The 15,106-nt window shown below is 58.0% G+C and carries 16 protein-coding genes and 1 other RNA gene; 9 read left to right on the forward strand and 8 right to left on the reverse strand.

What is annotated here, in order from left to right; genetic code table 11:
• Positions 1-145: 145 nt before the first annotated feature.
• From rsmH to rnpB, 3 genes are all read right to left on the reverse strand, one after another.
• Positions 146-1,084 (reverse strand): 16S rRNA (cytosine(1402)-N(4))-methyltransferase RsmH, encoded by a 939-nt coding sequence (gene rsmH / locus SCT_RS12725; RefSeq protein ID WP_059423591.1) that lies wholly within the window; start codon positions 1,082-1,084, stop codon positions 146-148.
• Positions 1,081-1,524 (reverse strand): division/cell wall cluster transcriptional repressor MraZ, encoded by a 444-nt coding sequence (gene mraZ, locus SCT_RS12730; protein ID WP_059423593.1) that lies wholly within the window; start codon positions 1,522-1,524, stop codon positions 1,081-1,083. Before mraZ ends, rsmH begins: the two co-directional genes overlap by 4 nt.
• Positions 1,525-1,937: 413 nt before the next feature.
• Positions 1,938-2,296, reverse strand: an RNA gene (gene rnpB, locus SCT_RS12735) — RNase P RNA component class A.
• Positions 2,297-2,373: 77 nt separating this feature from the next.
• Here rnpB and SCT_RS12740 point away from each other — a divergent pair.
• On the forward strand, positions 2,374-3,420 hold the full coding sequence (locus tag SCT_RS12740) for an Sfum_1244 family protein (RefSeq protein WP_059423595.1): 1,047 nt from the start codon (positions 2,374-2,376) through the stop codon (positions 3,418-3,420).
• A 20-nt stretch (positions 3,421-3,440) separates the two neighbouring features.
• On the opposite strand, the gene pyrC is transcribed toward SCT_RS12740, so the two are convergent.
• Positions 3,441-4,478 carry a dihydroorotase gene (pyrC, locus tag SCT_RS12745; protein ID WP_059423598.1) on the reverse strand — a complete coding sequence of 346 codons (1,038 nt, stop codon included), beginning with the start codon at positions 4,476-4,478 and terminating at the stop codon, positions 3,441-3,443.
• A 97-nt stretch (positions 4,479-4,575) separates the two neighbouring features.
• Here pyrC and SCT_RS12750 point away from each other — a divergent pair, with 97 nt between their 5' ends.
• Positions 4,576-5,616 carry a c-type cytochrome gene (locus SCT_RS12750; RefSeq protein WP_059423600.1) on the forward strand — a complete coding sequence of 347 codons (1,041 nt, stop codon included), beginning with the start codon at positions 4,576-4,578 and terminating at the stop codon, positions 5,614-5,616.
• Positions 5,613-6,068: a DUF302 domain-containing protein gene (locus SCT_RS12755; RefSeq protein ID WP_059423602.1), complete on the forward strand. Its 456-nt coding sequence runs from the start codon at positions 5,613-5,615 to the stop codon at positions 6,066-6,068. Before SCT_RS12750 ends, SCT_RS12755 begins: the two co-directional genes overlap by 4 nt.
• Positions 6,069-6,775: 707 nt before the next feature.
• Here SCT_RS12755 and rsmI read toward each other — a convergent pair.
• Complete coding sequence (gene rsmI / locus SCT_RS12760; RefSeq protein WP_059423604.1) at positions 6,776-7,645, reverse strand: 16S rRNA (cytidine(1402)-2'-O)-methyltransferase; 870 nt, start codon at positions 7,643-7,645, stop codon at positions 6,776-6,778.
• Here rsmI and SCT_RS12765 point away from each other — a divergent pair.
• From SCT_RS12765 to SCT_RS12790, 6 genes are all read left to right on the forward strand, one after another.
• Positions 7,640-8,869 carry a penicillin-binding protein activator gene (locus SCT_RS12765; RefSeq protein WP_059423606.1) on the forward strand — a complete coding sequence of 410 codons (1,230 nt, stop codon included), beginning with the start codon at positions 7,640-7,642 and terminating at the stop codon, positions 8,867-8,869. The genes rsmI and SCT_RS12765 overlap by 6 nt on opposite strands.
• The gene (locus SCT_RS12770) at positions 8,853-9,206 is read left to right on the forward strand and encodes a YraN family protein (RefSeq protein ID WP_059423609.1); all 354 of its coding nucleotides are present in this window, start codon (positions 8,853-8,855) and stop codon (positions 9,204-9,206) included. Before SCT_RS12765 ends, SCT_RS12770 begins: the two co-directional genes overlap by 17 nt.
• 109 nt (positions 9,207-9,315) lie before the next feature.
• Positions 9,316-9,906, forward strand: coding sequence for a phosphoheptose isomerase (locus tag SCT_RS12775; protein ID WP_059423610.1), 591 nt, complete (start codon positions 9,316-9,318; stop codon positions 9,904-9,906).
• A 90-nt stretch (positions 9,907-9,996) separates the two neighbouring features.
• Positions 9,997-10,566: a BON domain-containing protein gene (locus SCT_RS12780; RefSeq protein ID WP_059423612.1), complete on the forward strand. Its 570-nt coding sequence runs from the start codon at positions 9,997-9,999 to the stop codon at positions 10,564-10,566.
• Entirely contained in the window at positions 10,566-11,057 is a 492-nt protein-coding gene (gene rfaE2 / locus SCT_RS12785; RefSeq protein WP_059423614.1) for a D-glycero-beta-D-manno-heptose 1-phosphate adenylyltransferase, read from the forward strand. The genes SCT_RS12780 and rfaE2 overlap by 1 nt, the downstream gene beginning before the upstream one ends.
• Positions 11,057-12,424: an FAD-binding oxidoreductase gene (locus SCT_RS12790; RefSeq protein WP_059423618.1), complete on the forward strand. Its 1,368-nt coding sequence runs from the start codon at positions 11,057-11,059 to the stop codon at positions 12,422-12,424. The genes rfaE2 and SCT_RS12790 overlap by 1 nt, the downstream gene beginning before the upstream one ends.
• A 103-nt stretch (positions 12,425-12,527) precedes the next feature.
• On the opposite strand, the gene SCT_RS12795 is transcribed toward SCT_RS12790, so the two are convergent.
• Genes SCT_RS12795 through SCT_RS12805 form a run of 3 tightly spaced genes read right to left on the reverse strand, consistent with a single transcriptional unit; the run spans position 12,528 to position 14,925 of the window.
• Positions 12,528-13,232 carry an SPOR domain-containing protein gene (locus SCT_RS12795; protein ID WP_059423620.1) on the reverse strand — a complete coding sequence of 235 codons (705 nt, stop codon included), beginning with the start codon at positions 13,230-13,232 and terminating at the stop codon, positions 12,528-12,530.
• Complete coding sequence (locus SCT_RS12800; protein ID WP_059423622.1) at positions 13,229-13,951, reverse strand: type III pantothenate kinase; 723 nt, start codon at positions 13,949-13,951, stop codon at positions 13,229-13,231. Before SCT_RS12800 ends, SCT_RS12795 begins: the two co-directional genes overlap by 4 nt.
• Positions 13,948-14,925, reverse strand: coding sequence for a biotin--[acetyl-CoA-carboxylase] ligase (locus SCT_RS12805; RefSeq protein WP_059423624.1), 978 nt, complete (start codon positions 14,923-14,925; stop codon positions 13,948-13,950). Before SCT_RS12805 ends, SCT_RS12800 begins: the two co-directional genes overlap by 4 nt.
• Positions 14,926-15,106: the final 181 nt, after the last annotated feature.

Genomic DNA, 15,106 nt, shown 5'->3' on the forward strand with positions numbered 1-15,106 from the left:
CAGCACGAACCGGCAAGACCGCATGTCGGCACCCGGCTGCATACGATCCCGCACGAGCCGGTTTCATGGCTCGCAGCGGGTCGGAGTCCCCTTGTGGGGCAATCGCGTTCGGTCGCACCTTCCTGCGGAAGGCACTGCTCCCTGCTCATGCCGCTGCCTCCGTCCGCTCAGCCACGCGCATTACTGCGCTGCGCGAGCGCGGATTGGCGGAGACTTCCGCCCCAGAAGGCCGGGCAGCCTTGCCCACCAGGCGCAATCGCGGCGCCGGCAGTTCCGCAGCGCGCAACGGCAGCCGAGCTGGATAAACAGCCGGTTGCGCGCCATCGCGCATGAAGCGCTTGACGACCCGATCTTCGAGGGAATGAAAGCTGATGACTACGAGGCGGCCGAACGGCGCCAGAACATCGACGCACTGAGGTAACACTAGCGACAACTCCTCAAGCTCCTGATTGAGGTAAATCCGTATAGCTTGAAAGGTGCGCGTCGCCGGGTCTTGATGTGGCTCGCGGCTTTTGAAGGCCTTTGCCACGATCTGGGAAAGTTGGCGAGTGGTAACAATTGGCTCCCCCGATCGAGACGCAACAATCGCTCTTGCAATCTGTTTAGCATACCGTTCTTCACCATAATTTTTTATCACCTCCCCTAGTTGTTGTTCTGTAACGCCAGCCAACCATTCCGCAGCGGTTTGTCCATGGCTCGTGTCCATGCGCATATCGAGCGGCCCATCAAAACGAAAACTGAAACCGCGCGCCGCTTCGTCGATCTGCGGAGAGGAAATCCCCAGATCAAGCAAAACCCCATCGACGTGCGCCACGCCCAGCTCCCTCAACACATCGCGCAAGCGGCTGAAGCTGCTGTGCACGATCTGAAAGCGCGGGTCGGTTATTTTTCTGGCCTCTTCCACTCCGGCCAGATCCCTGTCCAGTGCGATCAACCCGCCACGCTCGCCGAGCTTTTCCAGTATCAGCCGGCTGTGGCCGCCGCGGCCGAAGGTGCAGTCCACATACACCCCGTCCGGCCGGATATTCAGACTGTCGACCGCCTCATCCAGCAGAACCGTCTTGTGGCGGAATTCCTCGCTCACAGCGAGAAGTTTTCCAGCGCAGTCGGAATGGCATTGCCAGGCGACAGCGCCTGCTCCATCTGGGCACGCCAGCCCTCCATGCTCCACAGTTCGAAATAGCCACCCTGACCGATCAGCATGGCTTCTTTCTCCAGTCCGGCAAGTTGACGCAGCACGGGGGAAACCAGCAGGCGGCCGGATGCATCCAGTTCCAGCTCTTCGGCATGGCCCAACAGCAGGCGCTTCCAGGAACTCGACACGGGGTCGAAACTCGGCAATGAATTGATTTTTTCTTCGATGGGCAGCCAGGCAGGCTGAGGGTAGAGCAGCACACAGCGATGGGGATGCGCGGTCATGACCAGCCGCCCGGCAGATTGAACCAGCAGCGCGTCACGATGCTTGCTTGGCACTGCCAAGCGTCCTTTCGCATCGAGATTCAAAGCTGTTGCACCGCGAAACATGTCATCCCCTTTTTTTATTTTCCGGCAGAAAGGGCTCCCACAAATTCCCACTTCTCACCACTGTTTCCCACTATAGGCAAAAAAAAGTGAAGGGTCAAGCTAAATTTCGGGTTTTTCTCTTTCGTGACAATGAGTTAATTAACAAATCACCGAAAAACCAATATGCTTAAAAAGCAAATAGATACGTAAAATACCGAAAGTGATTTATTAGGACTTTGAGGGGTGTAGTTGAAGAGTGGAGCAAGGAGCAGGAAAGCAAATCTTCGTAACGCAGCAGCTACCCCCTCTCCCCTTGCGGGAGAGGGCTGGGGAGAGGGGTAAACAGCCCAGACTCCCTCGAAATGTCGCCCTCTCCTCAATCCTCTCCCGCTAGCGGGAGAGGAGGCAAACGAGAAAGGCACTTGTTTTGATTTGGGTGAAGCTGGCCGATAAGCCGGGTTCTGTCGTGGACAGTCATTCCTCTAGGCGCACGGTTACCCGTGAACTCAAGCAACCTACCCGCAGACTCGACGAGCCGCCTCAACGTCTGCCTATTTGGTCTTGCTCCGGATGGGGTTTACCCTGCCACTCCTGTTGCCAAGTGTGCGGTGAGCTCTTACCTCGCCATTTCAACCTTACCTGATCCACCCCTTGCGGAACGGCCATCGGCGGTATATTTTCTGTGGCACTTTCCATGGCCTCACGGCCTCCGGTCGTTAACCGGCATCCTGCTCTATGGAGCCCGGACTTTCCTCTCCGCGCTTGCGCGCGCAGCGACTGTCTAGCCAGCTTCATGGTCATTGTACCACGTTGCTCTTGATAATTCCCGAGCAATTTGGTAGGGTATTGCCATTCCACCAAGGAAACCTAATGGACAACCACTTGCAAGCCTTGAGCGCCGCAGTCCAGCACAACTGCGATATCGCCGACGCCCAGCACGCGCGCAACTTCACCCTGTGCACCTATCTGCTGAAGATGCGCGAGCTGTATCGCTGGGAAAAAGGCTACTCATTCCAGGCGTCGCTACCCAAGGACGAACTCGGTGAATGGCTGACCCGCCGCGAGCAACGCTGGGAAGAGCTGGAAGACCAGTCTTATGCGCCCATCCCCATCGGCGACACTGCATTCAACCCATTCGACACCGAAGCCATCAACCGCGCCCTTCTGCCCAGCGGGCTGGTTTACAGCGGCGGTGTGGGCGGACGCTCGGCCCCGCATTTTTTCCTGGCCGACCTGCTCAGCGCCGAACAGCGCGATGGCTACCCGGTACTGGTCGCAAACAACGAACATGCCCGCGACCTTGCCGCCCCGCCCGCCATGATGCTGGGTGGCACGGTGTTTGTCCGGCGCGAATCGCTGCGCCGCATGCTGTGGGAAAAAATCGAGGAATGGAACTGGAAAAAGAAAGGCAGCGCCATGGCCCGCTCGCTTGGCCATTATGACTTCGAGCAGGACTTTACCGCCGCCCTGGAACAAATGACCGACGCGGAAACCGAATCGGTGATTTTGCATGAAATCGGTGAATGCCACGCCGGTGCGCAACTGGGTCCGGACTGGAGCGACATGCTGGCCACCGTATCCGGCTCCCGCGCCGAGATCGTGGCGCGCGCGGTGCGCGACCACGTGGCAGACTGCAGCGTCGCCTTGCCGCGCCTGCTGGAGCGCCACAACACCGCGAGCCTGCACTTCTACTTCGCCAACTTCACCGCCATGCGCCGCGCCACCTTCCCCGAACTGAATGAAGCCTACCGGCGCTGGGCGGACGACGGCCAGCTTGCGGCACTGGCAAAAGAAGTGGCAACGGGGAAGGATCGCTGGACTGCCACAGCTCTGCAGATGCTGGATAGCTACAGGAAAGCACCGGACAACTGCGCGAATCAGATTATCGAGCTGGCGCCGATTTCATGTGGGGCATAGTAGAGAAAGGCAACCCCCTTTCAATCCAGCATCCGCCACTGCAACTGCTCCCCTGCCCTGAGTGGCACCAGAACATCGCCGCCAAATTTCATTTCCGCCGGCACATCCCAACTTTCTTTCACCAGCGTAACGCTGTCCGTATTGCGCGGCAGGCCGTAAAAATCCGCGCCGTAAAAGCTGGCGAAGGCCTCCAGCCTGTCGAGCGCGCCCGCCTGCTCGAACACCTCGGCATAAAGCTCGATGCCGGCATGGGCGGTATACATACCGGCGCAGCCGCAGGCGGATTCCTTGGCGCCCTTGGCATGGGGCGCGCTATCGGTGCCGAGAAAGAACTTCGGATCGCCGCTGGTCGCTGCCGCGACCAGCGCGCGGCGATGCTCCTCGCGCTTCAGTACCGGCAAGCAATAGTGATGCGGGCGGATGCCGCCGGCGAACATGGCGTTGCGGTTCATCAGCAGGTGATGGGCGGTGAGCGTACCGGCAACGCGCGTTGATGCCGCCTTAACGAACTCCACACCGTCACCTGTGGTGACATGTTCCAGCACCACGCGCAGGCCGGGAAAGCGCCGCACCAGCGGCGCCAGCACGCGATCTATAAACACCTTTTCGCGGTCGAACACGTCCACCTCGGGATCGGTAACCTCGCCATGCACCAGCAGCGGCAAATCCTGCTTTTCCATTTCCTCCAGTGCCGCACTGCACTTGCCGAGCAGATCGGTCACGCCCGAATCAGAATTGGTGGTGGCCCCGGCTGGATACAGCTTGACCCCGTGTACCATACCGCTCGCCTTGGCCAGTGCGATTTCGGCAGGCGCCGTGTTGTCGGTCAGGTAGAGCGCCATCAGCGGCTCGAAACGAGAATTTTTCGGCAGGGCTGCAAGAATGCGCTCGCGGTAGGCCAGCGCAAGCTCGGTAGTAGTCACCGGTGGCCGAAGGTTGGGCATGACAATGGCGCGTCCGAAACGGCGTACTGTGTCCGGCAGCACCGCCCGCATGTGTTCCCCATCGCGCAGGTGCAAATGCCAGTCGTCGGGACGGATAAGAGTTAATTTTTCCATTTGAATATATCCTAGAAAAGCCATTGAACCGCCATTTTCAAGATTATACGACGCTTCAGGAAACTCGCCCTTTCCGGTTTCAGTTATAATTTTTCCCATGCATAAAATCATCACACTGACTCTGCTTGTGCTCGCGGGGAGCTTTCAAGCGCAGGCCGCATCAGACGGCGCCAGGCTCTACGCCCGCAATTGCGCAGCCTGCCACGGCGAAAATGGCGGCGGCGGACTCGGCGTTCCTCTCTCGCTGCCCTCGTTTCAGGCCACCGTCAGCAACGATTATCTGCACCAGACCATCCGTCTTGGCCGGCCCGGCAGGGTCATGCCCACATCGGCACTGCCCGACACCGACATCGATGCCATCGTCAGCCACATCCGCAGCTGGAACAAGGCACCGGCGCCGCAATTTTCCACCACGCCCGTCAAGGGAAATGCCGAGCATGGCCGTGCGCTCTACGCCGCTCAGTGCGCCGCCTGCCACGGTGCCGGTGGAGAAGGCGGCAAAGGCACCGGCGTGACCTTCTCGCGCCCGCGAGACCTGCCGATCATGGCGCCGGCCCTGAACAACCCCGGCTTTCTCGCTGCCGCCAGCGACAGCATGATCAAAAAAACCCTGATGAACGGGCGCGAAGGCACCCCGATGGTCTCCTTCCTGAAACAAGGGCTCAAGGAAAAGGATATCGACGACATCGTCAGCTTCATACGCAGCTTGGAAAAGATTTCCAGACCCAGGCACGCCGAAGTACTCGAAACCGAACAAGCCGTATTGACCGTGGATTCCCCCTACGACCTCAAGACCACAATCGAAAACGTGAAACGGGCGGCCAGCTCGAACAATTTCCTCTTCATCCGCGAACAGCCGCTCAGCCACGGACTGGCGCCGACAGGCCAGGAAGATCCACGCCAGCAGATCATCTATTTCTGCAACTTCAGCATGCTGAACGCGGCGCTGGCGACCGACCCCAGAGTCGGCCTGTTCCTGCCCTGCCGCATTACCGTGGTGGAGCAGAACGGCAAAGTCAAAATGATGACGGTCAACCCCAAACGCCTGAGCAAAATCTTCAACAACGCCGAGCTCAACACCCTTTGCGACGAAATGACCAAGCACTACCTGACGATCATGGAAGAAGCGGCGATATGAAAAGAACGATGCGATTCCTGATCACCGCCCTGCTACTAGGCCTGGCCTCTGCCACCAGCGCCGACCAGTTGCTGATGATCCGTTCCGGCCTGTCCTTCCCAGAAGCGATGATGGCATTGCAAAACGCCATCACGACGCGGGGCTACAAGGTCACGCACGTGCAGAACGTGGACATCGGCCTGACGAAAATCGGTTACAAGACCGATCAATACAAGGTGGTGTTCTACGGCAAAGCGGAAGAGATCGCGCAGCTCACCGCAAAACACCCCGATCTGATCCCCTATCTGCCGCTCAATGTGGCAATTTTTGCCGAACGGGATAACACCATCCTGGTCACCGACCGCCCCAGCGTCCTCGCCGATTTCTTCCCCGACCCCGAGCTGAAAAACGTGTTCATGCACTGGGAAAAAGACCTGACGGAAATCGTCAACGAGGTGCAGGAGGCAAGGTGAGGAGCAAGGGTTGTAAGATGCCGACACGGCATTCGCAGGTTACTATTTTGGAATGTAGGATTTGCGCCCCACAACCTGCCTACCAATGCCTGATGAGCAATGACGCTAGCCTTCCGTGCCGGTCAACACCCCGCACCTGAAAAACATGCTTTGCCAGATCAAGGCCAATTCGTGTAATGTTCATTTCGGACCCCTTACCCTGTTGGCTGGTTGATAACACCCCCGGTTTGGCACAGCGATGCCGATAGGTGGGAGGATCCCATCCCACTGAGTTAGATCGACGATGCAGAATTCATATTTTTCAACGATGGAGAAAAAATCATGAGCAAAGGCCAGGACTCGAAGAAAGCGGTCAAGAAAGAACCCGCTAAAACAACAAAGGAAAAAAAGGCTGACAAAAAAATCAAGCAGGAGGAAAAGAAGCGCCAAGGACCCTGATGAATTGCCAGAATGCTGGAATGCTGTTGAATCTAAATCTGACATTCTGGATGTGTTTTTTTGATCTCATAATCGAAAAACGACTTTCCAGCCATTCCTCTTGCGTATCACGCACAAGGGATGGTGTTGAGTGGATACCTATTTGATCAACTTGATACTGAAATCACCGATTTATTCAACAACGCCGGTTATCAAGGAATATGGGTAAAAAACAACCCTCACTTCACCACAAGCGGTGCCTGAGCATCTGCTTCTGGCACGCTTCGACTTCACCCCTCATCCTTTTTTAGCTGCAACGCCAGTTCATACAGCGCGTTCTTCTTCTCCCCGCTGATCTCGGCGGCCAGCTTCACCGCCTGTTTCAGCGGCATTTCCGTCAGCAGCAATTGCAGGATGCGTTGCGCTTCCTCGCCTACCCCCTCTTCCTTTGCCACTTCCGCTCCCGACACCAGCAGGACAAATTCGCCCTTTTGCTGGTTAGAATCGGCTTCCAGCCAGTCCGGCGCCTCTTCCAGCGTGCAGGTATGAATGGTTTCAAAAACCTTGGTCAACTCACGCGCGATGGTGACTGTGCGTGCGCCGCCCAGGACTTCCCGCAGATCGGCCATGCTGGCAAGGATGCGGTGGGGCGATTCGTAGAACACCAGGGTATGCGGTGTAGCCTTCAGCGCGGCGAGCTCGCGTTTGCGCTCCGATGCGGTGTGCGGCAAAAAGCCGTAAAACAGAAAATGCGGCTCCGTAATCCCCGCCGCCGAGAAGGCGGCGATCGCTGCATTCGCGCCGGGGATTGGTACAACGCGCAAACCAGCCTCGCGCACCTTGGCAACCAAATAGGCACCCGGATCGCTCACCGCCGGGGTGCCGGCATCGGACACCAGCGCTACCGACTTGCCGGACTGGAGCATTTCGATCAGCCGCGTAGCGGCTTGGTATTCGTTATGTTCATGTACAGCGATCAGCTTGACGCCAATGGCGAAGTGGTTGAGCAGGCGGGTGGTGTTGCGGGTGTCCTCGGCGGCGATAACGTCGACGCTGCGCAGGATTTCCAGTGCGCGCAGGGTAATGTCCTGCAGATTTCCAATTGGTGTGGCAACTACATATAATATGTTTTTGCCTGTCTGGTTATTTTCCTGATGCAACGGTTCGCCACCTTTCTGATTATCCTGTTTGCCGCATTCAATAGCGGCTGTGCCACCTCGACAAAACCTGCACCGGTAACTGAAGCCCGACCTATCGCCGCGCCCGCGCCAAGCGCCCCGATGCCGGCCATGCCCGCCGCCCTGCCCGAAAATCAGACGGCGAAAGCCACCCCGCTCATTGCGCCCCCCCCGCCAACGGCGGTGGCAATCCTACAGAGCAGCGGTTTAAAAGCGCACATCGCGCTGCTGTTGCCACTCAAGTCAGCATCGTTCGGGCCGGCTGCCAAGGCGGTCAGGCAGGGTGCCGTTGCCGCTTCCATCATGCAGATACCGGCAGTGCTGCCGCTGCAAGTCTATCCTACCGGCGACCAGGTTGAAGATATTGTGTCCGCATACCAGCAGGCATTGCAAGCCGGTGCCAAAATCGTGATCGGGCCATTGACCCGGAATGCCGTCACTGCACTGGCGAAAAGCGGTCTGGTTGAGGTGCCGACCCTGGCCCTGAATTATCCGGAGGGGGAAGAGGTTCTTCCTGAAAATCTCTACCTGTTCGGCCTGACCGCGGAGGGTGAAGCGCGCCAGGCTGCACGCCGCGCGTTTAACGACGGGTGGCGCACCGCCCTGACCGTTACCGCCAATACGCCGCTAGCCAAACGGGTACAGCTGGCATTTTCCGATGCATGGCGCGGCTTGGGCGGAAAGTTGGTGGCGCAGGCCAGCTTTTCCCCCGAGCAGACCCAATTCCCCGCATTGCACGATACGGTCATCAAACATCGGGCGGACATCATCTTCCTCGCCGCCGACGCCGAACGGGCTCGCATGGTCCGCCCCTATCTGGACCCCAACACGCCGACCTACGCCACTTCGATGGTCTTCGGCGGCAACCAGATAGGCCGGAACGTCGACCTGAACGGCGTGCTGTTTGCCGATATGCCCTGGCTGCTGGTGCCTGACCATCCCGCCGTAATGGTGTACCCGCGCGCCGAAAACTTCAGCATCGAGCAGGAGCGGCTTTACGCGCTGGGCATCGACGCTTTTCGTATCGCCACTGTAATGGCGCAGAACCCGCGCCTGGGGGATGGCAGCATGCTAGACGGCGTGACCGGCCAGATCAGCCTTGCCAACCACCAGTTCCAGCGCGAAATGGCGGTCGCGCAATTCAGGGAGGGAACAGCGGTAGCGACTGAGTTCGCCAACCCGAAAAATCTTGGCGACCCCCAGTAATACAGGCGCCGAAGCAGAGCAACTGGCCGCGACCTTCCTGCAGCGGCAGGGGCTGAAGCTGGTCGAGACCAACTACCGCTGCCGCTTCGGCGAAATCGACCTGGTCTGCAAGGATCAGAACACACTGGTGTTCGTCGAAGTCCGACTGCGTGGAAACGACGCATTCGGCGGGGCAGCGGCCAGCATCACTGCCAGCAAGCAACACAAGCTGGTACTCGCCGCCCGGCATTATTTGCAACAGCTGCGCACTACCCCTGCCTGCCGCTTCGATGTGGTATTGTTGCGCGGCCTGCGGGATAATGACATCGAGTGGATCAGGAATGCCTTTGGCGAATAGAGAATAGCTGTCAGTCTTCAATTGTCAGCTATCCGAAAAAAACCGTGCGGCTTCGCCGTCCACAATACCAAACTGAATACTAACAACTGACAACTGACAACTAATTAACATGGATCTCATCAGCCGAATCAGCCACCACTTTACCGAAAGCGCCCATCTCAAGCTGCAAGCGCTGGATCTGCTTGCAGCCCCGATTGCCGATGCGGCGGAACGCCTTGTACAGTGCCTGATGGCCGACGGCAAAATTCTTGCTTGCGGCAATGGCGGCTCGGCGGCGGACGCCCAGCATTTCTCCGCGGAAATGCTCAACCGCTTCGAGATGGAACGCCCGGGACTCGCCGCGATCGCCCTGACCACCGACACTTCGACTCTTACCTCGATTGCCAACGACTACGATTTCGACCAGATTTTTTCCAAGCAGATACGCGCCCTGGGGCACTCCGGCGACCTGCTGCTCGCCATATCCACCAGCGGCAATTCCCGCAACGTGATCCAGGCTGTAAACGCTGCCCACGACCGCGGCATGAACGTGATCGCGCTGACCGGCAGGGGCGGCGGCCAGATGGCCGAAATTCTGATGCCGGGCGACATCCACCTGTGTGCGCCGGGCGACCGCACCGCGCACACGCAGGAAATCCATATTACGGCCATCCACTGCCTGTGCGATGCCGTTGATTGTCTTTTACTAGGAGTTGAATAAATGCCAAACCATAAAAATACACCGAAGGTGAACCATTGCCCCCTCTCCTGCGAGCGGGAGAGGGTTGGGGTGAGGGGGACTAGCCGTAGTATGGCTAGTTATGTCTATCTGATTGCCCTGGCCTTTTCCGTCATCAACCTGCAAGGGTGCTTCCCGGTTGTAGCAACCGGCGCAGGAACGGGTGTTCTTATGGCCGAGGATCGCCGCACTTCAGGCACGTTTATCGAGGATCAGGGTATCGAGCTGAAAGCTTCCAACCGCCTCGACGAAAAGTTCAAGGACACGGTTCATATCAACATCACCAGCTACAACCGTACCATCCTGATGACCGGTGAAGTTCCGACCGATGCCGCCAAGCAGGAAGCAGAAAAAATCGTCCACGAAGTTCCCAATGTCAGCAACGTCCTCAACGAACTCGCCATTGCCGGTGTCAGTTCCTATACCTCGCGCAGCAACGACACCTATCTGACCTCCAAGGTCAAAGTACGCTTTGTGGAACTGGGGAAATTTCAGGCCAATCACGTCAAGGTGGTTACGGAAAACAACGTGGTCTATCTGCTCGGCATGGTGACCCACAAGGAAGCTGAAAATGCCGTTGAAATTGCCCGCACCACCAGCGGTGTGCAGAAGGTGGTCAAGGTGTTCGAATACATCGACTGATGACTCCTTCCTCAGCACCACTGTTCGAGAACAAGATTTGCACACCCGGCAATCTGGCTGAGCGCATTGCCGCCCTGCCGCGCCCGCTGGTGTTCACCAACGGCTGCTTCGACATTCTCCATCGCGGCCATGTCACCTATCTGACGCAGGCGCGGTCACTGGGCGCCAGCCTGATCGTCGGCGTCAACACCGACGCATCGGTGAAGCGCCTGGGTAAAGGTGACGAGCGCCCGATCAACAATCAGGATGACCGCATGACGGTGCTGGCAGCACTGGAAAGCGTCAGCCTGGTCATCGGGTTCGATGAGGATACGCCGCTCAACTTGATCCTTGCCTGCAAGCCGGATGTGCTGGTAAAAGGCGGCGACTGGGCCGTAACCGACATCATCGGTGCACGGGAAGTGCAAGGCTGGGGCGGGACAGTCCATTCGATTCCGTTCCTGCATGAGCGCTCCACTACCGCGACCCTGGCCAAGATCCGCAGTCTTTGATGCTCCCCACCGATTTCATCAGTCGGCTTCAAGCCATTGTCGGCCGGGACAATCTTTTCACCGATCCGGTGGACTGCTATGCCTATGCCTACGACAACAGCCGCAAGATATTTCCGCCCGAAGCGGTTGCGTTTGCGCTGAATACCCAGCAGGTGCGGGACATCATCCAGCTTTGCAACCAATGCAGTGTGCCGGTCACGCCGCGTGGCAGGGGCACCGGCACTGCCGGCGGCAGCATTCCCGAATGCGGTGGCCTGGTAATGTCGCTGGAGCGCATGCGCAACATCATTCTCGTCGACCCTGCCAACCGGCTGATCGTCGCCGAGCCCGGCGTACTCAACCAGGAAATCCAGGAAGCCGCAAAGCAGCACGGCTTTTTCTGGCCTCCCGACCCTTCCAGCAGTGCTTATTGCAGCATCGGTGGCAACCTCGCCACCTGCGCCGCCGGCCCCCATGCCGTTAAATACGGAGTCACCCGCGACCATGTGCTGGGATTGAAGGCGGTAACCGGCAACGGCGAAATCATCAAGACTGGCTGCGCTACCACCAAGGGCGTTGTCGGCTACGATCTGACGCGGCTGATCATCGGTTCGGAAGGTACGCTTGCAGTGATTACCGAGGCCACCCTCAAGCTCACCCCGCTACCACAGTCGGTGGGCGGCATCACCGCACACTATGCCGACATCACCCACTGCGCCAGGGCGATCACCGCGATCATGGCGCAACCGCATATTCCCAGTGCACTGGAATTTCTCGACAGCGCGGCGCTCGACCTGATACGCGGCCGTCACCCCGGCCTTCTGCCGGAAAACTCGCGCGCCATGCTGATGATCGAGGTGGATGGAGGAACTGCGGAAATTGCAGACAGCGCAGAATCCATCCGCCTGGCCTGCAGCAACGACGGCCTGATTACAGCAGAAGCCACCGCCAATCCAGCCGGGCTGTGGGCAGTGCGCAAGGCGCTTTCACCATTACTGCGCGACATCGCCCCGAAGAAGATCAACGAGGACATCGTCGTGCCGGTTTCAAGGCTGCCGGAACTGCTGCAGGGGCTGGGAGAGCTGAGCCGGAAATACCGTGTGGCCAACGTGAATTTCGGCCATGCCGGTAACGGCAACATCCACGTCAACCTGCTGATCAACCCGGACGATCCGGATGAAATGCGGCGAGGAGAAGCCTGCCTGGACGAGGTTTTTGACCTGGTATTGAAGCTCGGCGGCACGCTTTCAGGTGAGCACGGCGTGGGCCGCGAAAAGCGCGCCTATGTGGGGCGCGAGATTGATGCGCCAACCATGGCGCTGATGAAACAGATCAAGTTGGTATTCGACCCCAACGGGATACTCAACCCCGGCAAGCTGTTTCCCTAACTCTTTGGGACTGTTCCGGCAGTCTTGGCTGCCACCTTGCGCGCTATCTTGTCAGTCACCTTCTTGCCCAGCAACACTGCCAAACCCAACAGCGCTTTCTTGATCATTGCCCCTCCTTGACCGGTTTGCGGCACTCTACGGCCTTCAGCTCGCTCCCGGGAAAATTCAGTTTCAATTTTGTCAGCTGCGCGGTCATGGACTCGCCGCTATCCTTGATCTGAAATACGCTAGCGTCGACTTCCTGGGTGCGCGGACCGGAAACAGCCGATTTCACACCTTTCTCGCGCAGCTGATTGAGGTATTTGGTAGCCGCCTCGGCAGTGGAAAAAATACCCATGAAAACCGCATACTGCATCACCGATGGTTCACGGACGATATGGCTATCCTGCACCCCCATCTGCTTCAGTTCATCTACCTTCTTTTGCGCTTCCTGCAGCGTCTTGCGCGGCGTGACGTAAACCCAGTAGCCCCCGGGCTTTTCCGCTTTGTGCTGGATGAGCTTCTCGCCCAACTGCAGCTTCTCCAGCACCTGCGTCACGCGCTTTAGCGTGTCGCCAGAAAATTGGCCCCACTCGAGGCAAATCTCTGGCTTGGCTTCGACCGGGACGCTGTCTCCTGACTTTGCCGGTGACTCCGACGTGGTCAGCGCCATCACCGGCGCTTTCTGAGGCTCGGCCAATAGCTTGATTTTATCCGCTTGGACCGGCTCGTGCCCACGCATGGGCTCCCTGCCATGACTGCTATTGAGCTGCAGCACGGTAAAAAACAAGATATTGATAACCAGCAATATTGCGAATATCCACTTCATGCCAATGCAATCCTGATCAACCCATCCAGCACCAGATTATCCACCATCCTTGTCTTACCGGACAGTAGCGGCAGAAGCAATTGAGCATCGCCACCGCTCAGCAAGCAGGTCGGTGCCCGCTTGATCTCGCCGGCGAGCAATGCATTCATGTGCCAGACCGCCCCCACCATGGCGGACAGCGCACCGCTGTAAACCGCATCAGAAGTATTTTTGGGAATATCCCTGTAGTGCCCCCCTCCCTCTTCGATAGCCGCCGTGCTTACTGCTAGTGCTCGCAGCATAGTTGCCACCCCTGGAACGATCAATCCTCCTAAAAACACACCATCAGCAGTCAGGGCATCTACGGTCATCGCAGTACCGGCATTGACCACTACGCATCCTTCCGGCACGATGTGACGCGAGGCGATCAATGCCGCCCAGCGGTCGCTGCCCAGCTGCGAGGGAATTTCATAGCCGTTGCTTACGCCGCACTGGTTTTCGACTGCAACAACCCATTGCATCTTGGCAGGCCAGCCCTTGCAGGCTTCCTCTATCTGCATGGCCACATGCGGCCCGGCAACGTTCGATGCCACGATCCGTTCCGGCGCAATCAAGCCTCTCCATGCATCACCCAGCCCTGCCACGTCCGAAGTTTCAATCCCGCCTTGAGACAGCCACGAATTTCCATCATGCATTCCCCATTTAATCCTGGTATTACCAACATCCACTGCTAGTATCATGCTACTGTCCTTAAACTGATTTCACCGGAAGTGAAACGTTGCTTCCCAATCGCGGTGCGCACCAGTAGTGCGCCATCATCGGCCACATCCAGTAAATATCCTTCGTGCTGACTACCGTCGGGCAGCAACAATAAAACCTGTTTTTCATGGTAAGCGTGGTGCTTCAACCACTCTTCACGCAGACTTGAAAATCCGCCCTCATCGAACTCATTCAGGACATCAGCCAAGTGCAGCAGAATGTTAGCCAGAAAGAAATTTCGCTCTAACACGTCCCCGCCTATAGAGTGGAGATCCACCACCGCCTGATCGATCCGGTTCAGCACCTTGCCGGACAGCTTAAGATTGATACCGATGCCGATCACCGCGGCGCTCGGCCCCAGCATATCGCCCTGCAGTTCAATCAGTATGCCTGCCAGTTTGCGATGCTGGTGCAGCACATCGTTTGGCCATTTCAAGCCTGCGCCTGAGACGCCAACCTGATTTAGCGCACGCATCAGCGCCACGCCGACCGCCAGGCTGAGACCGGAAAGGAATCCCGCCCCCTGATTAAAACGCCACAACAGGGAAAACGTCAGGCTGCCGCCCAAGTTGGCATGCCATTCCCGACCGCGCCGTCCGCGACCGGCCGTCTGCATCTCCGTGATCACACAGCTGCCATGCGGCGCACCCTGCACCGCCTTCTCCAGCAGCCGGCTGTTGGTAGAAGCCAGACAGTCGGCAACCTCCAGATCGAAAAACCCGGCTTTATCGCCCAGCCCGGCGTGAATTTTATCCTTGTCGATCCAGTGCAAAGGCTCGCGCAGCCGATAGCCACGGCCCGGCACTCGAAACAGATCGACACCGGCTTCATCAAGATTGCGCATCGCCTGCCAGATGGATGCTCGGGATATGTTCAACTGCTGCGCCATTTCCTCGCCGGAATGAAATTCTCCGTCGGAGAGCAGTCGCAGAACGGCAAAGGTCAAGGGTTTCACAGCGGCAGATTCTGGTTAGGATGATCGCATGTTAGCACATGCGCCAGAGAGAAATAAAAGCGCCCGCAGCTTGCAGAATGTGCGCTATATAAAAAACGAAACCCCCTGCAGCATTCGCTGAGGGGGTCTGTCTTGTTGGGAGCCTGGCGGTGACCTACTTTCACATGGGTAATCCACACTA

Source organism: Sulfuricella sp. T08 (assembly GCF_000971475.1).
In the GTDB taxonomy this organism is placed as follows: Bacteria; Pseudomonadota; Gammaproteobacteria; order Burkholderiales; family Sulfuricellaceae; genus Sulfuricella.